The organism is Clostridium sp. D43t1_170807_H7 (assembly GCF_015555905.1).
GTDB lineage: Bacteria > Bacillota > Clostridia > Clostridiales > Clostridiaceae > Clostridium.
The window spans coordinates 127,190-149,875 of sequence record NZ_JADNLK010000008.1 but is presented as its reverse complement, the minus strand read 5'-3'; the positions used below and the strand labels follow the sequence as shown (position 1 = coordinate 149,875).

The window sequence follows — 22,686 nt, the reverse complement described above, 5'->3', positions numbered from 1 at the left end:
TATGGTATTTGCAGTTATATTTTGTATGTGATAAACTATTGTTATCCATTATATGGATCCTCCTTTTGTCTATTAAAATTGGCTGCGAACCTTTTTTAATTATTGACAAAAGGAGTTTTTTTATATACTCACCGCTTAAGCTACTCTGAACATACCTGCACAGCAGGTAGTATTCATTTATACAAAAAAAATTCAGTAACTTATCATTACTGAATTTTTCTTATATTTACATTCTATTATGCTTTAATATTAATAAGGTTATAATCTTATTTAAGTTTTTCATATAAAGACAAATCTTATTTCTTTTAGGAATACTTCTAAATACTATTCATCTACTTCCTTATAATCTACATCAATTATTTCTCCATTACTATCATCATCTATACTACTTTCTTCATAAACATTTTGATTATAAGAATTATATGTTTCATTATTATGCTCTTTATTTCTAAAAGCTTTTTTACCTTTAAATACTATATAACCTACTAGTCCTATTACTATAATAAAAGGTAAAAGGTATATAAAAAATTTAACTATAGCAATAAAAATTACTATCCAAACTATTGTCCATAATATAGATTTTAAATTATTCATTTAAATCAACCTCATTTACACTATAATATTTAACTTATGTTTTCATTATACTATCAATTAATTACTTTTGCAATATAGGTTATTTAATATTTTGTTAAGAGGTTATTAATACTTTATATGGTTTTATTAATAATTTTTACTTACTTTTAGTTTATGCTATATTCTTAGAATCTAAAGTATCTCCAGAATTTCCATTTGTTTTTTTAGCTATAATAGGTAATATAAATCCTAATCCAATTAATACAAATGGTGTAATAACATTTAATGATACTTGGAACCACCAATCACTAGAAAATGCCTCAATACTACTTGGGAACATACCCATTATACAAGCAAATGCAGTAAATGCAAAGCACCAAACACCAATTACCATAGCAAATTTGTCATTTTTAACAAATTTGTAATTTGATTTATATTTATCCGCTGCTTTTTTAAGTCCTATAAATGCTAAGAACACCCAAAGATATCTCATTGGCATAACTACAGAGTTTAATTGAAGTAACCAATCAAATAAAGAGTTCATATCTCCAATTCCAAGAGCTGGTACTATTATTAATATACCAACTAAAACAGCTGTCATTATATAACCATTAATAGGTGCACCATATTTATTAGTCTTAGTTAAGGCTTTAGGTATAAACTTTCTATCTCCATCAGCTAAAAGAACTTTTAATGGAGCATCTATAGAGAATACTAATGCAGATATTTGAGCTAAGAAATTAGCTAATGCATAGATTACTATAAATAATTTTCCAACTCCATAATATTCACCTAACATTTGGAATGCATAATATTGTCCATTCATTTTTAAATCTGCTGGTATATTATTAGCATCAAACATCATTGCCATTGCTATAGAACCAAGTAAGGCAGATACTGCAACCATTATAGCTAATGTAATCATTCCCTTAGGGAAATCTTTACTTGGCTTTTTCATATCATTTACATATGGAGATATTTTTTCAGCTCCTCCAACTGCAAAAACTAACATTGATAATGTAGTAAAATATGAAAAATTAAAGTTCGGCATCATATTTTTTAAACTAAAATCTACTGTTGCTGATTCTATTCCTCTAATTGAAGGTGCAGCTAACATTAATATGACATATAAAAGAGACATAACAAATACTGATGTACCTGCTATCGTTCCTATCATCTTTAAAGATGTTACCCCTCTTGAAGCAACCCATAAAAAGAATAAAAATACTGCTAATGTTAATAATTGAGCCACTAATGGATCCATTCCTTTTATAAAGTTACCATCTTGCTTCACAGTCCATCCAAATGCTATTAAAGCCGCTTGTGGCTTCTGTGCTAAATATGGTATATGAACTACCCAATAAGTCCATCCTGCAAAATAAGCTAGCGTAGTTCCAAAAGTTCCTCTTATCCAAGAACTAACTCCACCTTTACTATCTTTAAAAACAGATCCTAGCTCACCTACCATTAATGCATAAGGCACAAAATATAATCCTATTATAAGTACCCATGATACAACTACTGTTAATCCTTGATTGGCAAAGTTATTTACAACATTACCAAACCCCCACACTGATACAAAGGCCATCATAGCTAAATTGTACCAACGTAAATTCTTCTCTTGTTCACTCATTAAATTTCCTCCTTAGTATAGATGTACTATTTTATAATACATAGGAAAAAATGGTTTGTCTACACTTTAACAATTAATATTTTTTATACTTTTTAATTAATTCCTTTAACAGCTTAGCTGTTTGTACTGGGTATTTTCCAATAGACGTTTCTCCTGCTAATAAAAATCCAGTTACTCCATTATTTATAAATGAATATATACTCTCCATTTCATTTATAGTACCATTTAATCCATTTTTCATACTATCCAATACATGAGTTGCTATTATTATTTCTTTATCATAATTATCATTTCTTAACTTCTTTAATAACTCAAATTCCTCTTCCACAGAAATCTCTATCCCACACTCAGGCACTAAATCTCCTCTTGCAATAACAATTCCATCACTGCAATTCATTATTTCTTTATAATTATTCAATCCTACTATAGTCTCTAGCTTAGAAAATATCTTAATATCATTTTGATTTCCTTTAATTTTTTTTATGTATTCTCTTACACATAATATATCCCTAGAACTTTCAACATAAGATTGTCCAATTATATCTATATTGTTATCAATAGCCCACTTTAAATTTTCCTTATCCTTATCATTCAATGAATCTTCTCCTAAATAAGCACCAGGAATATTACATCCCTTTCCTCCTCTAATTACACCAGTATCTTTTGCTATTGCCTTTAAAAACACTTTATCTTTATCAATAATATCAAAATTCATAGTTCCATCTTTCATAGATATTCTTTTAATATCATTTTTCTCTATAATCTCAGACTTTATATTAAGTGGAATAATTTTAACCTTATCATTATTACTTGAAATTAAAGAATATACATCACCACTACAAAAATAAACTATATCATTAATATACACTTTAAATATGCTTTTTAAGTTTTCAGCTACTCTAACCTTTTTTCCACATAAATCTGCCATAATATTTATATCTTTTTTTATACTTCTAGAATCATTCAATATTCTTATAAACTCTCTTTGGTAAAAATGTGAAAAATTCAGCCTAAAAACATCTACGCCATTATTAATTAATTCAGATAAAACCTTTTTATTTGATGAACTAGGTCCAATAGTTGCAATTACTTTCATTAATACCCTACCTATATATTGCTTATAAATTATACTATTATAATATTTTTCTTTTTATTACATATTGTTACTTTTATATTTAAATAAATTATATTTTTATCATATATTTCCTTAATATAATTTCATAATAATTAATTTGTTTATAAAATAATAGAAGGCTATTTAGTATTGCCGTGTTCTAAAATATACTTTTATAGAATAATTATTTATATAATCATTTTGTGGGAGGATAAAATGAAATACTTAAAGTTTATTTATATATTGTTATTAGTTACTCTTTTATCTGGCTGTGTTTTTAATGATCCTAAATACATAAACCTTAGAACTAAACCTAATCTTTATTATTACTCAAGTGAAATTTACGAAAAAATAAAGAATAGTGAAAGCTATTCCCTTAAAGTCTTTGATGTTAACTTTTATGAATATCATGAAGTTGCAGAAGAAGATGAAGATATTTTGCCTTGTTTTTTAGAATCTTTAAATAACGATAACTATGTAAGCGAACTAAATTTAGAAGATGAAAAAGTTAAATATAAACTTATTATTGAATTTGATAGTGATAACTCAAAATATGTTATAAATGTTTATGATAAAAATTCTATAACACTTTTTCCTTGGGATGGAAATTTAGAAGAAGACATGATAACTATGACTGATGTTCCTATAAGGAATAATATTTATTCATTTTGTGTTTATATAATTAATAAAGCTAATTCTAATAATTAATTTGTTACCTACTAAAAATAGAAATACACTCAAAATACTCTATGAAAATCATAGATATTTTGAGTGTATTATTTTTTACTCCATAAGTTCAAAAATTCTCTTATTTTTTAATGGGTGTAACGCATATGGTGCTATTTCATTTAATGGCTTTAATACAAAATCCCTTAAATGCATTAATGGATGTGGTAAAATAACAAATTCATCGTTGCTTACTATATCATCATATAAAACAATATCTAAATCTATTACTCTTGGACCCCATTTTATTTCTCTAATTCTTCCAAGCTCATGCTCTATTCTAAGAAGCTCGGCCATAAGTTCTCTTGGTGTTAAATATGTTTCTACTTTAATTGCACCATTTAAAAATTCTTCTTGATTTTCATTTCCCCATGGCTCTGTAACTATAAAAGATGAAACTTTAGAAATCTTTATTCCATTAACCTCTTCAATTTTCTTCATGGCATTTTTAAAGTTTTCTTCTCTATTCCCCATATTACTTCCCATTGTTATATAGGCAAAATGTCTCTCTCTAGTAATTTCAACTGCTGCATAATCTAAATGTCTTCCTATAGGTGCCCATGGTTTTTTTAATAATACTTTAACACCTTTAACCATTGAATAATTATCTAAAATGAAGTTAGCTACCTTATTTACAACACTTTCAATTAAATCTAAAGATTCTTCTTGGAAAATATCTATAACCTTATGACATAACTCCCCATAATGAACTGACTTAGTTAAATCACAAGTTGTTGCAGCTTCCTTAATATCTAATGATAACTCTAATGATAATATAAACCTTTGACCTAATGTTTTTTCTTCTTGGAAAACACCATGGTTTGCAAAAATTTCAATATCTTTTAAATATATTTTATCCATTTTCTTACCTACTTTGCTTTTAATATAGTATCTGTCATAACAGCTACTCTTTTATTTTCTAATACATCATGAACTCTAATAAATTCCATGCCTTTCATTATTCCCATAACAGTAGTTGCAAGGGTTCCCTCAACTCTCTCATTAACAGGTAAATTTAAAGTTAATCCAATCATAGACTTTCTTGATGTTCCTAAAAGTACTGGATATCCCATTCCTTTTATAACTTCACAATTATTCATTACCACTAAGTTTTCTTCATAAGTCTTAGCGAATCCTATACCTGGATCTAAAATTATATTTTCCTTTTTCACTCCAGCCTCTAATGCAATATCAATACTTTCTTGCAAATCATTTATTACATCTTCCATTAAATTTTCATAAGGCTTAGCTTCTCTATTATGCATTAAAATTATTGGAACATTATATTCTGCAGCTACTTTAGCTATATTTTTATCATATTTAGCTCCCCAGATATCATTTATAATATCTGCTCCGGCTTTTATAGCTTCTTCTGCCGTTTTGCTTTTATATGTATCTATTGATATAGTCACATCCAACTCTTTTTTTATAGCCTTAATTATAGGAACTACTCTTTTTATTTCTTCTTCCTCAGTTACATATTCTGCTCCTGGTCTTGTTGATTCTCCACCAACATCTATAATATCAGCTCCATCTTCCACTAATTTTTTAGCTTGACTTACAGCAGCCTCTATTTCATTAAATTTTCCACCATCTGAAAATGAATCTGGTGTTACATTTAATATTCCCATTATATAAGTTCTTTCACCTAACTTATACTCTTTATTTCCTATTCTCAATGCCTTTTCCTCCTTAATATGTTATCTTAAAGTTTTTCTTTTCACTACTCCAATAACATTCTTTTTCAGCTTTACAATTAAAACATTGCCTAGATAGTTTATCCGCCTTATATATTATTTCTTCTAATTTATTATCACTTTCTTTTCTGTGATTAGCTATTCCATTTAAAATAATATTAACTTCATCCTCTGTAAAGCTTGTTTCTTTTAATATCTCTCTACTCATTTCTACACTAGCAATATCATGATGAATACCTTCTTCATATTGCCTTACTCTACCTATATCATGTAATAATCCTATGGCATAAATAACTTCTTTTGAAACACTTAAATTTTCTTCTAAAGCCATTATATATGCAATTCTTGACACATCAATAAAATGTTCTATAGTATGATTACAAAACTCTCTATCTCTTTCATACTCACTTAATTTTTCTAATGCTTCTCTATAAAGCTTATTATTCATTATTGCATCAATATTATTCATATTACACCTATCTTATAAAGTTCATAACTTCTCTTCTTAGTTCTATATCTTCTCTAAATACTCCTCTATAAGTAGTAGTTACAGTTTTAGCTCCTGGTTTCTTAACTCCCCTCATAGTCATGCATGTATGTTCTGCTTCAATTACAACCATAGCACCTTCTGCATCTAAATATTTCATTAAGGCATCTGCAATTTCTGTTGTTAATCTTTCTTGTAACTGTGGTTTCTTCGCATAGACCTCAACTGTTCTTGCAAGCTTTGAAAGTCCTGCTACTTTCCCCTTAGGTATATAGGCTATATGTGCTTTCCCAAAGAAGGGTACTAAATGATGCTCACACATAGAAAAGAATGTTATATCCTTTTCTAATACTAAATCATTATTTTCTACAGAGAATGTTTTAGATAATACTTCCTTAGCATCCTTACCTATTCCTTCAAAAATTTCCATATACATTCTTGCTATTCTATCAGGTGTTTCTATTAAACCTTCTCTATTTACGTCTTCTCCTACACCTTCTAATATTAATTTTACACCTTCCATTATCTTTTCTTTATTCATGTTTTTCGCCTCCATTTATTGCTTTATCATATTGCTTTTTTATTTTTTCAATAACTTCACTCTTAAATAACTTGTTTTCTATATTAGAAACTTTTATAACCCCAACTAATGAATTAGTTAAGAAAACTTCATCACTATTTAACAATTCTTCTTTTGTTATTTTTTTCTCTATTACATCAAAATTATTAATAATCCACTGACGAACTATTCCTGGTAACAATCCACATTGAATTGATGGAGTGTATATTATTTTATTTTTAATAATAAAAATATTGGTTGTACACCCTTCACATAAATTACCTTCTTCATTAAAAAAAATAGATTCGTTAAATTGATTTCTTTGACATAATTCATATTCTATAATATTTTCTAAATAATTTAAAGTTTTAAAACATACTATTCTAGATGTTGAATTTCTTAAAACCTTAGAAATCCCAACTTTAAAGCCTTTTTGATAATCATTATCTTTATATTTTATTTCTCTTATAGAATAAATTAAATTTTTCTCAGTTACAGTAATTTTTAAGGCTTTATTTTTTATATTATGTTGCTTTATAAAATTAATTACATCTTCTATAGATATTAACTCACCCAACTCTAGCTCTATAATTGACTTATTTAATCTTTGTATATGCTCTTCTAAAAATATTGGCATTGTCTTTACTAATATAGTTTCAAAAACTCCCCTACCAAAAAAGACTCCACTATCTATACTTATAATATCATTATCGTATATAACTTTTCTCATATATTCCCCTCTTATAATACTCTCATTAAGGCCTTTGCCTTATCTAACGTTTCAATATACTCATCTTCCTCTATTGAATCATAAGTAATTCCACCACCAACACCAAAGTATGCCTTATTATCCTTTTTTATTATTGTTCTTATTACTATATTAAAGTCACAATTACCTCTAAAATCAAAATACCCTATAGAGCCTGTATAAATATTTCTTTTAACACCTTCTAATTCTTCAATTATTTCCATAGCCCTTATTTTAGGAGTTCCTGTTATTGATCCACCTGGGAAACACTCTTTTATACATCTTACAGATGAAACGTCATCCTTTAGATGTCCCTCTACTGTAGAAACTAAATGAAATACTGTAGCATATTCTTCTAATTTAAAGTTCTCCGTTACCTTAACTGTATGTGGCTTACAAACCTTACTAAAATCATTTCTCTCTAAATCTACAACCATCAATAACTCTGCTTTATCCTTCTCGCTATTAATAAGCTCCAATTTGTTTTTTTCATCATCTTCAGTATTATGTCCCCTAGGTCTTGTCCCCTTTATAGGTCTTGTATGTGCTTTATTATTAGCAACTTGAATAAATCTTTCTGGTGACGAGCTTATTATTTGAAAATCTTCAAAGTTTAAATATGCTGAAAAAGGAGCCTTATTTATGCTTCTTAATTTCTTGTATATATTAAAGGAATCCTCTTCATTATGACACCAAAATCTTTGTGTCATATTTGCAATATAAACATCTCCAGACACTATGTATTCCTTTAATCTAGTAACTGCTTTCTTATAATCTTCCTTAATGAAATTTGAGTAAAAAATATTTTTACTTTTTTCACATACTATTTCATCATTAATCTTTTTTCCATTATGTATTACCTTCAAAAGACTCTCTATATTTTCAACATTTCCATATAAATCAGTTATATATTTTTTGTCATTAATTAAATCAAATATTATTATATTCTTATAAAAAACAAATCTCATGTCTGGTATATTAAAATCCTCTTCAGCTGTATTAGGTAATTCTTCTAATAACCTTCCAGTATCATAAGAAATATACCCCATAGCTCCACTTAATAATGGTATATTATCTTCAATATCATTTTTATATTCATTTACTAGATTTTCTAATATCTTAAATGTATCACCTTCAACTATATTATCGTTTATATATGTTTTTTCATTTTTTACTTCAAATTTTAAAAATGGATTTATTCCAATAAAAGAATATTTAGAAAGGTTTTTATCTTCTTTAGAACTATCTAATAATATAGTATCTTTTTCATCTTTAAATAAATTATATACTTCAAATGCATTTAATTTACTATTAAACTCTATTTTAATTAACCCCACTTAACTTCACTCCCAATAGTATTTTTATTAGCATTTATTACTTTTTTTGCTAAATTCCTTTGTTATTTTGATAAAGTTATTTAAAATTTTATGCCCCTCTTCTGTCATCTCAGCTTCTGGATGGAATTGAACTCCATATATAGGATACTCTTTATGCTTAATTCCCATTATTATGTTATCTTCAGTCTCACTAATAATTTCTAAACTGTCTGGAAAATTCTCTTTATCCACTATCAATGAATGATATCTTGTAACTCTTAAAGGATTCTTTACTTCTTCAAATATCCCTCTATTATTATGAGTTATATTAAACATTTTACCATGAACTGGCTCATTTCCTTTTTTAACAACAGCATTAAAATAATGCCCTATACACTGATGACCTAAGCAAATCCCTAATATAGGAAGTTTTTCTTTAAATTTATCAATAATATCTAAACTTAATCCCGCCTCTTTAGGTGACTTTGGTCCTGGTGAAATTACTATTCCATCTATATTCATACTTTCTATATCTTTAATAGTAATCTTATCATTTCTATAAATAATAATTTCTTCCCCTAACTCTTCAAAATATCTGACTAAGTTATATACAAAAGAGTCATAATTATCAATCATTAAAAGCATTATATTCCTCCAATTTCATTTGTAAAATTTCAATTTTTTCTAACTTCAAGCTATATTTTTTTAATTTAAACATAAATTATTAATATATTAATCTGAATTAATAACTTTACCTATAAGGAAAGTTAATTCATTATTATTGCATTATTGATGAATAAATTATATCATAGCTTTATATACTACAAAACACTTACTTGAAAGGAGTTTAAATTTATTATGATTATATGCGATTTACATACACACTCTACTGCATCAGATGGTAAATATTCACCTAAAGATGTTGTAAGAAAGGCTTATGATAGGGGTGTAAAATACCTGGCATTAACTGACCATGATACTTTATCTGGTATAGAGGAAGCAAAATCTGAAGCTGAAAAATTAGACATGCATTTTATTCCTGGGGTAGAATTATCTACAACTTATAAAGGAGAAACTATTCATATTTTAGGTTACTTTAAAGGTGATGATTATAAAAATCCAGATTTAAATCACTTTTTAGAGAATTTAAAGGCAAAAAGAATTGCTCGTGCACATGAAATAGTTAAAAGATTAAAGGAATTTAATAATATCGAAATAGATGTTAATGAAGTTCTTAAGAATGGTAAAGATACTATTGCAAGACCTCATATAGCTAAAGCTATAATAGATGCTGGTTATCCTTATACAAAAGAATATATCTTTGACAACTTTATTGGGGACCATTGCCCTGCATATATACCTGCAAATAAACTAGACGCAGAAGAGGGAATTAAATTATTAAGAACTTATAACGCTCTTGTAATTTTAGCTCACCCTGTATTATTAAAAAAATTACATGTTTTAGATGTTCTTGAATTAGATTTTGATGGTATTGAAGGTATTTATGGTCTTAATACCCCAGAAGAGACTGCAAACTTCTTAAAGATTGTAGATAAAAAAGACATATTAACTTCTTGTGGTTCTGACTCACATGGTCATGAAGAAGATGATACAAAACATGGAATTTTAGGTTCTCAATCTATGGAAGAACATAGACTTGAAAAGTTTTTAAATAAACTTAATACTAAATAATTAAGAGTTGCCCTTGGCAACTCTTATTTTTTTAATAATATAAAAAGATATCGAAATTTTCGATATCTTTTAAAACTTTTTATTCTTCAATTAAAAATGCTTTATATCCATTCTTAGTTTCATATATATCTACTTTACTAGATACTTCCCATGGAGCATGCATATTTTGCAGAGCAACACCACAATCTATAACTTCCATGTTATATTGAGCTAAAATATAAGCGATAGTACCACCGCCTCCTTGGTCAACCTTTCCAAGTTCTGCTGTTTGATATGCAACATCATTTTTATCCATAATCTTTCTAAGCCAAGCAACGAATTCTGGATTTGCATCATTACATCCACTCTTACCTCTTGCTCCAGTATATTTACTAAATACTAGTCCTCTTCCAAAATAAGCAGTATTTTTCTTTTCACAAACTCCTGGATAATTCGGATCAAAGGCTGCAGTAACATCTGCTGATAACATTAATGAATTTTGAAGCGCTCTCTTTAATTTTAATTCTGAATATTGTCCCATTCTATCCATAACTTCAGCTAAAGAATTTTCAAAGAATCTTGAATGCATTCCTGTAGCACCAATGCTTCCTACTTCCTCTTTATCTACTAATAATACAACCGAAGTCTTTTCCACATTTTCAACCTCTAATAAAGCCATTAATGAAGTATATGCACATATTCTATCATCTTGACCATATCCCATTACCATGCTCTTATCTAGACCTAAATCTCTAGCTTTACCTGCTGGTACAATTTCAAACTCTGCTGAAATAAAATCTTCTTCTTCAAAATCATATTTATCTTTTAGAAGAAGTAATATATTTTCCTTAACAGCTTCTTTTTCCTTACCTTCTAATGGAATATTTCCAACAAGAACATTTAAATCTTCTCCAGCAATAACTTCGTTTGCTTTCTTTTGTAATTGATCTGCTGAAAGATGTACTAAAAGGTCTGAAATTCCAAGTACAGGATCAGAATCATCTTCACCTATTACCACATTAATTTTTGTTCCATCCTTTTTAACTACAACACCATGTAATGCAAGTGGTAGTGCTACCCATTGATATTTTTTTACTCCACCATAATAATGAGTATCCATTAACGCTAAGTCACTATCCTCATATAATGGGTTTTGCTTTAAATCTAATCTTGGAGAATCAACATGAGATCCTATAATTCTCATTCCATTTTCAATAGAATCTTTTCCTATTAAATATAAGGCAAGGCTTTTATCTTTATTATTAGAATAAACTTTATCCCCAACTTTTAAAGTTTCATTATTTTTTATTATTTCGTTTAAATTTCTATAACCTTTTTCTTCTGCTAATCTTATAGCTTCATGGATACATTCTCTTTCTGTTTTTCCCACTGAAAGGTAATTTTTATATCCTTCACAAAAATTAAAAACCTCTTGTTTTCCATTTTCATCATATTTTAGCCATGCATTCTTTTTAGCATCTTTGCTCATAATATAGCCCTCCTTATTCTTCCTCACCAATTTCACACATTCTTTGTTCTATAATATCTACTGGTGTAACATCAGACATTAATGAATGTCTATAATTACCTGCTGCAGCTTCAATTATAACTGCAATATTTCTTCCTGGTCTTACAGGCACTCTTAATCTTCGAACCTTTACTCCAAGTATATCTTGTGTTTCTTTATCAATCCCTAATCTATCATAATCTCCATCATCTTTCCAATGTTCAAAATGCATTAATAAATTTATGTCTTTTGATGGTAAGATAGAACTTAATCCATATAATGAAGATATGTCAATAATACCTATACCTCTAACTTCTAACATTCCAATAGTTATTCTAGGTGATGTACCTATTAAACTACCATCTATTTCTTTAATATCAACTGCATCATCAGATACTAATCTATGTCCTCTTTTTATAAGTTCTAGTGCAGTTTCACTTTTTCCTATTCCACTTTCTCCAGTTATAAGTATACCTATACCATATACATCCACTAAAACACCATGTAATCTAGTTTCTGGTGCAAGCTTTCCTGCTAAATACATAGTAAGCTTACTTATGAACTTTGTTGTAACCATATTAGTTCTTAACAACCATGACTTTGATTTTTTAGCTGCCTTTAGGAATTCACTATGTGGTTCTAATCCTCTAGTAATAATTATACATTTAGAGTCAAAACTAAAATACTTATTAATTCTTTTTCTCATTAACTCTATTCCCATGTCATCTAAAAAGCTCCATTCAGCTTTTCCTATAACTTGGATTCTTTCAGGTGCAAAATAATTATAAAAACCAGCTAACTGTAATCCAGGTCTATTTATATCGTTAACAGATATCTTTACATTCTTTTCGCCCTCAACTAAAACTTCTAATTCAAAATCTGATATTAACTTTTCTACAGTAACTGACAATATTAATCACCTTCTACTTTTTTTTATTCTTAGGCTCAATACCCTGTAATTGCGCTCTAAGATTCGCCTTATAACTATCTATATATCTTCTTCTTAGAATTTGTTGCTCTTCTTTTTCTTGTTCCGTTAAGCCTTCTTCTTTGCTCTTCTTATATAATTCATTTATTCTAATAACTACATCTTCTATTTTTGCTTTTGTATAATCCATTTTTTACTTCCTTTCCTTATGTAAATATTTTAAATGTTAAACTTCAACTTTCCAAAGTACTAAATAATTATATTTTATTAAATGAATATTCTCTTTAAAAAGTATAAGTAAAAATTTGAAGTCTAAGTTAAGCTTGATTAAATAAACTTTAATTTTTAACCTTGCTTATTTTTATTTTACATTTATTTCTTTTTAATATCAACTTTAAATATTTTTTATTTCATCTTTTTGATATTTTCGGCAAAATCCATACTTTTTCTCTAACATCAATCTATCTTATATTATTAACAAATTTAATTTTAAAGATACTTATGTTTATTCAATGAAGATTTTGTATTTTTTTGTAAAATTATATTATTTTACTTTTCTTCCAATTATGTTATAATAATCCATATAATGTTAATTAATAACGCAAGGAGGTGCTTTATGAATAAAAAAAGTCTTAAAAACAAAATTATTCTACAAAAGATAACTTTAAATTTACTTTTGAAATTTCTATCTCCTCGAAATAAATTCGTTATATACATATCTCAAAGTTTGGACGAGCATGTATGGCGATATCAACATATTATTTATAAAAAATATAAAAGAAAACATTCAAATAAATATTCTGCATCTAAATCAAAAGCTGCATAACATGAAAAAAACACCTCAAAATTTGAGGTGTTTAATTCTAATTTATTCCCAACATGCCGGTCGCTTAAATATTCACACCTGCAGCTCGCAGGTGGGTTCTGCTCAACTTGCTTCTGCCATCTTCTGATCTTATGAAGCCCGACATCCACAAATCTGTTGCAAATCCCGTAAATATAATGTAGGTTGAACATCATAAGCTAAACGCACATCTCAGGATTTCATGCTTTTATTATATCAAATTATATCAAAAGTTCAATAGTAATCTATTCCTTTTTAGAAATTTTATTTAGACATGTAATCCTTTACTACCTCTTCTATTGATATATTACTATCTTCTTCTGTAAATAAAGCCATAAACTGCACATAATCGCTAGTTTTTTCAGTCATCTGAATAGCCATCATTTCGCCTTCAATACCTAATTCTTCTATTATTTCTTCTATGATCTCTAATACTTCATCATTGGCAAAATCATATAGATACGGGAAGTAATATTCATTATACCATTCTTTACTATACTCTTCTAAATTACTTTCTTCATTAGAATAAGCCTTTGCTGCATCTAGTACATCTTTGTCAAAATCAAAGTAAAAGTTTATTAAAGCAAACTCATCATTACTTTTTAAAACTTCTACATCTGATAAGTTATTTTCATTTAATATTTTTATAATTTGTGATTCTTGCACTTTTTTTCTCCTTATAATTAGTATAATAACTTATTATACTCTTTCTTTACTGCTATAAACTCTTTATCATCTTCTACAAGGTTTAACTCTTGCTTTCCATCTACTTCATCTATTCTAAATACGTAAATATCTTCGCTATCCTTATCTTCCACAGGTGCTAATAATAAATACTCCTTATCTTCTAAATAAATTCTAGCAATAGCTTCAAATTGAACCTTGTTTCCATTTTCATCTAAGAAAGTCATTATTTGAGTTTCTTCGTTTTGAACGTCTTTTATATCTTCACTCATTATTTATTCTCCTTCTCTTCTAGTGTTACACTTTTTAAAAATTTTACTATAAAAGCTTATCACAAAATAGCTTTTCATTACAACATTTAGATAGATATAATCTTAATTTTCTTTCTGCTGCATCTTTTCTAACATTCATACATACAAGTTTTTTACAGTTACTACAATATATCTTATACTTGTATTTTGATAAATCATCCCCGGATTCATTATTATATTTAAATGTTGTACTACTAGATATACCACTTTTAATACAACAAGCCTTAAAAAATTTATTATGTCCATTATTACTATTAGTTATAGTATTGCAGTAATAATGTAAATACTCATGAATTATTACTTCTTTAACAACTTCTTCACTATACTTACCATTTACTAACTCTTCAGCAAATACAAATTTTAAAGGCTTTATCTTATTGTTATATTTTTTATAAAAGAAGGCTCCCATTCTTTTCTTTGCTCTTTTAGAAATTTCTATTTTTATATCACATGGATAATTCCATTTTTCTGATATTTCATTTATAATTATTTTTATATCTGTTATAGACCAAACTTTATACATAATTTACTCCTAAACTATAACTAATTAAATAGAATATTTTTTTATTATAAGTTGTTTTTCCTTATTTCACAAATTCATTTTTTAAAATTATGTATATTGAAATTTTTTTATTAATATAAATAATTAGGTGATTTTTTATGATTGATGATATAAATAATATTTTTGCAAATTATACTCCTTATATTAACGGATGGGAAAAATTTAAAAGAGCTTCTGTTACTATTCCACTTATTAATTATAATAATTCTTTACACATTCTTTTTGAAGTTAGAGCTAAAACATTGCGCAATCAACCAAATGAAGTTTGTTTTCCTGGCGGGAAAATAGAAAAAGATGAAAGCCCACTTACTACTGCTATAAGAGAAACTTGTGAAGAAATAGGAATATGTGAAGATAAGGTTAGAATTATATCTCCTTTAGATATTTTTATATCTCCTTATAATACTCTTATCCATCCCTATTTAGTTTTTATCGAAGATATTAGTGATATTAAAATTAATGTTTATGAAGTTCAGGAAGTTTTTTTTGTTCCATTAGATTTTTTACTAAATACTAATGTATCTACTTTTGTTAATAAAGTTCATATTACTCCTGACGCCAACTTTCCTTACGAATTAATTCCTAAAAAACATGATTATAAATTCTCTACTGGCTCTTACGAAATTCCATTTTATATCTATAATGATTATGTTATTTGGGGTATTACGGCTAAAATTCTTCTTAACTTTTTATCTTATTTAAAGCAAAGAAACTACCACAATTAATATGTGATAGTTTCTTATTTTTATATTAATTTATATCTGTCGTATCCTCTTCTGTAATAGCTTTATCATCACTTATCGATACTTCTTCTTCTAATTTTTTACTATCTTCAGACTGATTTTTTAAAGTTAAATTTTCAAAAGAATTAGTTATTATATATTGTCCATCTCCTACTTTTATAAATTTAATAGAAATAGTATCACCAATATTTGTTAAGGCAACTTCTCTTGATGTTTCAGTTGATACTGAGAAGAAACTATCTTTCCCCTTTATCTTTATATCATAAATACTTGAACCCTCTTTAACAACTAATCCTATTCTTTCAACTTCGCCAACTAATGATTCTTCACTATTACTTCCCTCTAATGAAATATTAGTATTAGTTAAAGCTTCTAAATATCTATTTAATGTTGATTGTAATGTGTCACCTACTGCAACCGTATTATAGTTTTTAACATTAACCATAGCATATTGCTTAACAAGCCCATTAGAATCCTTTAATGTCATAAAATATGTTGGCTCTGATTGTATATTTATTAAATATGGGAATGTTGCTGTATAGCCATATTGTTGAACTTTACCCTCTGCTGATTTCATACTTGCAGCTTCAGTTGCACCTGAAGTCTTGTACATTTTTGCTTCACCAGTTCTAGTATTAGTTAGCATAAATCCAACTAGCCCTTCGTCATTACCCACTGAAGTTATTCCTGTATAGTAATAACATTCATCATCATTGAATATTATGTTCATTCCTTGAGTTGATTTTAATTTATCTTTATCACTAAAATTTAGGATACCATGAACTAACTCTCCCCATTTATTTAAATAATTATTTATATAACTTGATGGTTGTATTCTATCTACCCACTTTGGTGTATTTTCTATATCATAAATATTAGTTTCACCTGTTTGTGCATTTATTATTTCTGTCCCTATTGCTTTTTGCTCTGTTATTCCAATAGCATTGTCATATCTTGTAATAACCCAATAAGGATTTCCTTCATCATCTAATTCAAAAGTATAATCTGTATGTCCAGCTTTCATATCATTTAAATAAGCATGTCTATCTAAGTCGCTAAAAAGATAAGCTGATGGAATATATTTTAAATGTATATCTTCTCCATTTAATTCTGTAACTAATTGTACATCATTTTGATTAGTAGCACTTACTTTAATATACCCCTTTGTTCCTTCTCTATTAGTAAGCCATTTAAAGAATGATGAATGCTCTAATGGGCCTACATAATATAATTGCCCATTTACGCTTTGTAAAGATAAATCTCCTATTGTTACTTGGCTACCTAAGCTTGGTATTTCTCCTAATTTTTTATCTGCTAATTTGTAAGCTAAATCCTTATCAATAATAGGTAGTTGTTTTAAATCTATATGTTCAATTTCACTTGAAAATTCTATTTCTTCTACATTTCCAATTAAATTTCTATGAGTGCTTGGCATAAATATTGGACTAAATACCATTAATGCTACAAAATATAGTAATCCAACCCCTATTCCACTAATTATATATTTTTTATTTAATGTTAAAACTCCATACGCTACTGTACATAATACGAATGGTCCTACTAATACAAATGTACTTAGTGAAAAATCTAAAATAAGCTTACTATTAAAAGCTAATAATATACCTATTACTAAATAACTCCCTAATAACCACTTTAAATATTGTTTAAAATTACCTTGAAATTTCATTTTTATCCCTCCATAACAATATTATAAATGGATATTTAATAGAATTCAATACTTTTTTTAAAGTTTTAAACCATTCTTTAATAAGTTATTAAATAACTTATTCATTTGGAAATATTCTTAGTTTTTATATTAATTTAATAAATACTCCATTTATTATGTTTATATATCTCATTTGCTATATCTTCAATATTTTTTTCATCTATTTTATCCTCATTAAAATTTCTAATAAACAATTCTATATCTCTCTTATCTAAGACTTCCTGTTCTACAATTGATTTTTGCATATTAGGCTTTTCATTAACATCTTTTTTTGCGATTACATTACTACAGTAATTATTTTTAGTAAATGATAATTTATAATAAAATCTCGTAAATGATTCAATATCCTCTATTTGATATTTGTTATAAAACATTAAATGCAATAATGACTTCTTTTGCTCCCTATTATTTTTAGCTATTACTAATTTATTAATAACTTTATCTATTCTTTGATGAAGATCATTATATAATTTTATCTCCCTATCAGTTGCCTTTTTATTATTTATTAAAAGCCAATAAAATGATAACTTATTGCTTAACTCTTTTATCTTTTCTAACCTTCCATGTTTTACTTCTGCAACTACAATATTATTTATACTCTTTTTAGTTATATCCATTAAAATATTCTTAGTATCTTTACTATCTAATAAAGGTATTATATCCTTATATTCCATCCCCTCAAGAGGTCCATTATTAATATAGGTCATTAAATATTTTATTGTATTATTCTTATTTTTTCCTAGCTCATATATTAGCTCTACAGTATTCATATTACAAATATCTAATGATAATATATCTATGTCTATATTTAAATCTTGTTTTAAGCTATTTATAGAAAAACACATCTCATACATTCCCATAATATAAGGTTTATCCCCACATAAATCTGATAAACTAGCTACTATAAAACCATGTCCTGAAATAACTAACATATATCTATCTGCTGGATAATATTTTACTGCCCACTGACAAAATTTATATAAGTTCTTATAATCAGCCATATTTATATTGGAATATTCCTCTATTAAATTTAAATCTCCATTTGTTATTGCATATCTCCTTGCTCCTACCCATTCATCTTTATATCTACTTTTATCTTGTCTTATTAGATTGACTATTTCAATGGGAGCTTTACTTAATTGTATAACTATATTTACTTCACTATTTTTAATTTTACATACTTCTTTAAATGTATTTTCCATCTCTATTCCTAGTTCATTATTCCCATTTAAGTACATCATAACTGTCCATTTTTTCTTTGCCATATTTAAACTCAACTCCTAATATAAAATAGCATTCTTCTTTATATTTATGATTGTATAAAGCTATAATAGACTAAATTCTTCTAATATCTATTTTATACTCATAAACAAAATGACTATAATATATCAACATAGTATTCCATTACAAATTATTATTAATATAATATTTTACTTTTCTATTCTATTTTGTATTAATGATTTTACTTATGCTTTTTAAAGCTTTTATCTATATCTTTACACTTTATATACTGCTATTGAATATAATATTAAAAGTAAAGATAAGCTAGGAGGAAATAATATGTCTGAAAAACCTATATATATAATAACTTTTGACTCTGCAAATAATAGTATGTTGTTATATAGATTATTAAAGAGTAATAAATTAAATATTTATATGATCCAAACACCTTGTTGCTTATCCGCTGGTTGTGCAAGGTCTATTGAAGTTGATGAGTCAGAAATTGAAAAAGTAATTGAATTAATAAAAAATAATGATATTGCAATAAGAGCTATTCATAAAAAATATGTAAATACAGCAATAAGAAGATATTGTTATGAAGAAATAACATTTTAAATATAATCTTTAAGGAGGATCTATGATATATTTAGATAATGCAGCTACCACATTTCCCAAACCAAATGAAGTGTATACAGAGGTAGATAAATGCTTACGAACTTATTGTGCTAATCCGGGTAGAGGGTCACACAACATGTCTCTTAAATGTGAACTAAAAATTTTTAATTGTAGAGAAATACTTGCAAAATTATTCAATATTGATGATCCTCTTAGAATAATCTTTACTTCTAATACAACAGACTCTTTAAATATGGCCATTAAAGGTATCCTCAAACCTGGAGATCATGTAATAACAACTATGATTGAACACAACTCTGTATTAAGGCCACTATACTCATTAAAAAAATATAATGTAGAAACTACCTTTTTACCTGTAGATTTAAAGGGATACTTAAATTTATCTGAAATCAAGAAGTCTATTAAAAGTAATACAAAATCAATAATCGTTAATCATGGTTCTAATGTATTAGGAACTGTACAAGATATTGAGTCTATAGGTTGTTTAGCAAAATCACTTGGCTTAATATTTATTGTTGATTCTGCCCAAACTGCTGGATATTGTGATATAGATGTAAAAAAAATGAATATCGACCTACTAGCTTTTCCTGGCCATAAATCACTTTTTGGTTTAGAAGGAACCGGTGGTTTATATATAGCTGATAATTTAACACTATCTCCCATTAAGGAAGGGGGTACCGGTAGTAATTCTGAATCAATGATTCAACCTGATTTTTACCCCGATAAAATGGAAAGTGGTACTTTAAATTCACCTGGAATAGTTGGATTGAATGAGGGTGTTAATTTTATATTAAATACAAGTCTTAATACAATACGCAATCATGAAACTGAATTAATGGAATATCTAACTTCTGAATTAAAAAAATTACCTTATGTAAAATTATATGGAGAGACTAATTCCTCTATAAAAACGCCTGTTTTATCTTTTAATATGGAAAGATTTGATAGTTCTGAAATAGGCGAAGCCTTAAATAATAAAGGAATTTACTTACGTACCAGCTATCATTGTGCTCCACTTATTCATAAAATTATAGGAACTGAAGGTAAAGGAACTGTTCGAGTAAGTCCTGGTTACTTTAACACATTTAATGATATTGAAGTTTTAATAAATTCATTAATTAAAATATACAATACTTAAATATAATAAAAATAGACTACTTCTATAATCATATAAAAGCAGTCTATTTTTATAAACTATTCTCCATTCTTAAATAATTTTCTTATAAATGAATCATTATTTGTTCTTTCCTCTAATAATATAATTTCTTCTTTCAAAGAATTAATTTCATTATTATTATTGTCTATTATTTGATTCAATTTATTAATATTATCTTTCAAAGCACTTATTTCACTTAAATATTCTGTTTTTTCTTTATTTGCTAAATTACTCTCTTCCATCAAATCTAATATTTTTTTATTTAAATTTGATACCTCTATTTTATAGTTATACTCTATTTTCTTATTTTCTTCAATTAAGCTTTGAATCTCATTTGCTTTTCTATTCAAATCTTCATTTATACTTATTATTTTTTCATCTTTTTCTTTAATAATATCAATATAGTTATTCTTTTCAACTTCATCTTTATTTATTATTTCTCTAAGCCTAATCAATTCTTGATCAACTACTTTTTCTTCCTTTTTATTTACTCTTCTTGTTAATTCATTTATTTTACTTTCATACCCTGCAACCGATATTTTATTTTCTGTTAAAGCACTTTGCAAGCTATTTATTTGATAATTCTTTTGAGTTAATTGTGTATTTAAATAGTTTATATTTTCCATTAATTTCTTCTTTTCATCTTCAGATATCATAAATTTTTCAGTTAAGTTATTAATAGCAACCTCATATCCCTTTATCTTTGAAATAAATGGCCTTATATATTCTTTATTAATTATATCTTCATCTAAATTAAGACTACTTATACTTTCATTTAAATTTTCCTCTGTTATAAGAGAATCATTTATAAGACTTGGAAATTTCATTGTAGACTTATATTTTTCAATAGCTACATTTTTAACAAAATTACTATCTGTATAAATATCTAAATCATCTGTTTTTATATAGATAATAGTATTTTTTGATATTTTTTTATCACAAGAATAGCTGTATTTTTTATAATAAGATATATTTTTAAGTTTCATATCTTCAATTGATCTTATTTCTCTATTTACTTCTAATTCTTTTATTTTTAGAACATCCTCTAAAAGATATACTAAATATAGTTTATTATCTTCCGAAATATACATATCACTTAACCTTATTGTTGGTTCTGCTTCTTGTATAAGATTGTTTTTAATATTCTCTTTGCCTATACCACAAACTATATTTGCTCTTCTATAATTAGCAAATATATATGAATATGCTATAGTATCCCCCTTAACAACAAAGTCAAAATTTATAATTGGAAAATTACATTGATCTAACTCTTTAAAACTTGACCAATTATTTCGTTTTATATCATAAGTTCTATATCCAATAGTATTAGGATAACCTATTTTTACATAACATATTGCCAGTCCATCATTACTTGCACTTATTATATACGGAACATTGCACCTAGTATCCACACCATCTATAATTACAGCTGGAGTTAAAGTAAGCCTATTACTTAATACTCTAAAACAAATAGTGCTAATAGTATTAACTTCATTAATATAAAAAATGTTTAAAGAATTATTTACAGAAGCAATTTGCATATAATTATTTTTAGATACAGCTCTAGTCAAAATTACACTATTTTCTAATTTGTTATTAATGAAATTACTTAAAAATAATTCTCCCTTTAAATTAATATATATAAGTGAAATATCTCCATCTGAACTTAGAATTACAGTATTTAATGTTTGACACTTATCAAATATAATATTTTCTTCTACTAATTTATGTTCCTCATATCTAGCTACATATATTTTGTTTTCTTTATTATAAAAATTCAATAAGCTATTCTTTAGCTCTATCCAAAAATTTTCCCTTTCATAATAATCCATCATTCTCCTCCA

At 26.7% G+C, this 22,686-nt stretch carries 24 protein-coding genes and 1 other RNA gene; 5 read left to right on the top strand and 20 right to left on the bottom strand.

Going from position 1 to position 22,686, the window contains the following annotated elements:
- Window positions 1-324: 324 nt before the first annotated feature.
- The 3 genes from I2E98_RS07180 to I2E98_RS07170 form a co-directional block, all read right to left on the bottom strand.
- Entirely contained in the window at window positions 325-594 is a 270-nt protein-coding gene (locus I2E98_RS07180; protein WP_195468273.1) for a hypothetical protein, read from the bottom strand.
- Window positions 595-745: 151 nt separating this feature from the next.
- Window positions 746-2,206, bottom strand: a complete 1,461-nt coding sequence (locus I2E98_RS07175; RefSeq protein WP_195468272.1) for an amino acid permease — start codon at window positions 2,204-2,206, stop codon at window positions 746-748.
- A gap of 73 nt (window positions 2,207-2,279) precedes the next feature.
- Window positions 2,280-3,302 (bottom strand): pyruvate kinase, encoded by a 1,023-nt coding sequence (locus I2E98_RS07170; protein ID WP_195468271.1) that lies wholly within the window; start codon window positions 3,300-3,302, stop codon window positions 2,280-2,282.
- 234 nt (window positions 3,303-3,536) lie between these two features.
- On the opposite strand from I2E98_RS07170, the gene I2E98_RS07165 reads away from it, so the two are divergent.
- Window positions 3,537-4,028 carry a DUF4883 family protein gene (locus I2E98_RS07165; RefSeq protein ID WP_195468270.1) on the top strand — a complete coding sequence of 164 codons (492 nt, stop codon included), beginning with the start codon at window positions 3,537-3,539 and terminating at the stop codon, window positions 4,026-4,028.
- A 75-nt stretch (window positions 4,029-4,103) separates the two neighbouring features.
- On the opposite strand, the gene folK is transcribed toward I2E98_RS07165, so the two are convergent.
- From folK to I2E98_RS07130, 7 genes are read right to left on the bottom strand one after another with little or no spacing between them, the layout of a single operon-like run.
- Window positions 4,104-4,907: a 2-amino-4-hydroxy-6-hydroxymethyldihydropteridine diphosphokinase gene (gene folK, locus I2E98_RS07160; RefSeq protein ID WP_195468269.1), complete on the bottom strand. Its 804-nt coding sequence runs from the start codon at window positions 4,905-4,907 to the stop codon at window positions 4,104-4,106.
- An 8-nt stretch (window positions 4,908-4,915) separates the two neighbouring features.
- The gene (folP, locus tag I2E98_RS07155; protein ID WP_195468268.1) at window positions 4,916-5,725 is read right to left on the bottom strand and encodes a dihydropteroate synthase; all 810 of its coding nucleotides are present in this window, start codon (window positions 5,723-5,725) and stop codon (window positions 4,916-4,918) included.
- A 13-nt stretch (window positions 5,726-5,738) separates the two neighbouring features.
- A complete protein-coding gene (locus tag I2E98_RS07150; protein ID WP_195468267.1) occupies window positions 5,739-6,212 on the bottom strand; it encodes an HD domain-containing protein in 474 nt (157 codons plus the stop codon).
- 7 nt (window positions 6,213-6,219) lie between these two features.
- Entirely contained in the window at window positions 6,220-6,771 is a 552-nt protein-coding gene (gene folE / locus I2E98_RS07145; RefSeq protein ID WP_195468266.1) for a GTP cyclohydrolase I FolE, read from the bottom strand.
- Window positions 6,764-7,519, bottom strand: coding sequence for an aminotransferase class IV (locus tag I2E98_RS07140; protein ID WP_195468265.1), 756 nt, complete (start codon window positions 7,517-7,519; stop codon window positions 6,764-6,766). The genes folE and I2E98_RS07140 overlap by 8 nt, the downstream gene beginning before the upstream one ends.
- Window positions 7,520-7,530: 11 nt before the next feature.
- A complete protein-coding gene (gene pabB, locus I2E98_RS07135; RefSeq protein ID WP_195468264.1) occupies window positions 7,531-8,874 on the bottom strand; it encodes an aminodeoxychorismate synthase component I in 1,344 nt (447 codons plus the stop codon).
- A gap of 27 nt (window positions 8,875-8,901) precedes the next feature.
- A complete protein-coding gene (locus I2E98_RS07130; protein ID WP_195468263.1) occupies window positions 8,902-9,498 on the bottom strand; it encodes an aminodeoxychorismate/anthranilate synthase component II in 597 nt (198 codons plus the stop codon).
- A gap of 213 nt (window positions 9,499-9,711) precedes the next feature.
- On the opposite strand from I2E98_RS07130, the gene I2E98_RS07125 reads away from it, so the two are divergent.
- On the top strand, window positions 9,712-10,545 hold the full coding sequence (locus I2E98_RS07125; protein ID WP_195468262.1) for a PHP domain-containing protein: 834 nt from the start codon (window positions 9,712-9,714) through the stop codon (window positions 10,543-10,545).
- A 79-nt stretch (window positions 10,546-10,624) separates the two neighbouring features.
- Here the strand turns inward: I2E98_RS07125 and I2E98_RS07120 are convergent, their stop codons facing one another.
- From I2E98_RS07120 to I2E98_RS07090, 7 genes are all read right to left on the bottom strand, one after another.
- Window positions 10,625-12,013 carry an aminopeptidase gene (locus I2E98_RS07120; protein ID WP_195468261.1) on the bottom strand — a complete coding sequence of 463 codons (1,389 nt, stop codon included), beginning with the start codon at window positions 12,011-12,013 and terminating at the stop codon, window positions 10,625-10,627.
- Between the two features lie 13 nt (window positions 12,014-12,026).
- On the bottom strand, window positions 12,027-12,941 hold the full coding sequence (hprK, locus tag I2E98_RS07115; protein WP_195468260.1) for an HPr(Ser) kinase/phosphatase: 915 nt from the start codon (window positions 12,939-12,941) through the stop codon (window positions 12,027-12,029).
- Between the two features lie 13 nt (window positions 12,942-12,954).
- Window positions 12,955-13,149: a DUF896 domain-containing protein gene (locus I2E98_RS07110; RefSeq protein WP_195468259.1), complete on the bottom strand. Its 195-nt coding sequence runs from the start codon at window positions 13,147-13,149 to the stop codon at window positions 12,955-12,957.
- Window positions 13,150-13,826: 677 nt separating this feature from the next.
- A non-coding RNA gene (ssrS, locus tag I2E98_RS07105) (6S RNA) lies at window positions 13,827-14,005 on the bottom strand.
- Window positions 14,006-14,067: 62 nt separating this feature from the next.
- On the bottom strand, window positions 14,068-14,469 hold the full coding sequence (locus I2E98_RS07100; RefSeq protein ID WP_195468258.1) for a hypothetical protein: 402 nt from the start codon (window positions 14,467-14,469) through the stop codon (window positions 14,068-14,070).
- Window positions 14,470-14,486: 17 nt separating this feature from the next.
- Window positions 14,487-14,759, bottom strand: a complete 273-nt coding sequence (locus I2E98_RS07095) for a DUF1292 domain-containing protein (RefSeq protein WP_195468257.1) — start codon at window positions 14,757-14,759, stop codon at window positions 14,487-14,489.
- Window positions 14,760-14,805: 46 nt separating this feature from the next.
- Entirely contained in the window at window positions 14,806-15,321 is a 516-nt protein-coding gene (locus I2E98_RS07090) for a SprT-like domain-containing protein (protein WP_195468256.1), read from the bottom strand.
- A gap of 137 nt (window positions 15,322-15,458) precedes the next feature.
- Here I2E98_RS07090 and I2E98_RS07085 point away from each other — a divergent pair, with 137 nt between their 5' ends.
- A complete protein-coding gene (locus tag I2E98_RS07085; protein ID WP_195468255.1) occupies window positions 15,459-16,085 on the top strand; it encodes a CoA pyrophosphatase in 627 nt (208 codons plus the stop codon).
- 25 nt (window positions 16,086-16,110) lie between these two features.
- Here the strand turns inward: I2E98_RS07085 and I2E98_RS07080 are convergent, their stop codons facing one another.
- A complete protein-coding gene (locus I2E98_RS07080; protein WP_195468254.1) occupies window positions 16,111-17,790 on the bottom strand; it encodes a YrzE family protein in 1,680 nt (559 codons plus the stop codon).
- Between the two features lie 134 nt (window positions 17,791-17,924).
- Complete coding sequence (locus I2E98_RS07075; RefSeq protein ID WP_195468253.1) at window positions 17,925-19,094, bottom strand: clostripain-related cysteine peptidase; 1,170 nt, start codon at window positions 19,092-19,094, stop codon at window positions 17,925-17,927.
- Window positions 19,095-19,389: 295 nt separating this feature from the next.
- Between I2E98_RS07075 and I2E98_RS07070 the strand changes: the two genes are divergently transcribed.
- Entirely contained in the window at window positions 19,390-19,665 is a 276-nt protein-coding gene (locus I2E98_RS07070; RefSeq protein ID WP_195468252.1) for a DUF3343 domain-containing protein, read from the top strand.
- A 22-nt stretch (window positions 19,666-19,687) separates the two neighbouring features.
- Window positions 19,688-20,824 carry an aminotransferase class V-fold PLP-dependent enzyme gene (locus I2E98_RS07065; protein WP_195468251.1) on the top strand — a complete coding sequence of 379 codons (1,137 nt, stop codon included), beginning with the start codon at window positions 19,688-19,690 and terminating at the stop codon, window positions 20,822-20,824.
- A 56-nt stretch (window positions 20,825-20,880) separates the two neighbouring features.
- Here I2E98_RS07065 and I2E98_RS07060 read toward each other — a convergent pair whose 3' ends face one another.
- Window positions 20,881-22,674 (bottom strand): hypothetical protein, encoded by a 1,794-nt coding sequence (locus tag I2E98_RS07060; RefSeq protein WP_195468250.1) that lies wholly within the window; start codon window positions 22,672-22,674, stop codon window positions 20,881-20,883.
- Window positions 22,675-22,686: the final 12 nt, after the last annotated feature.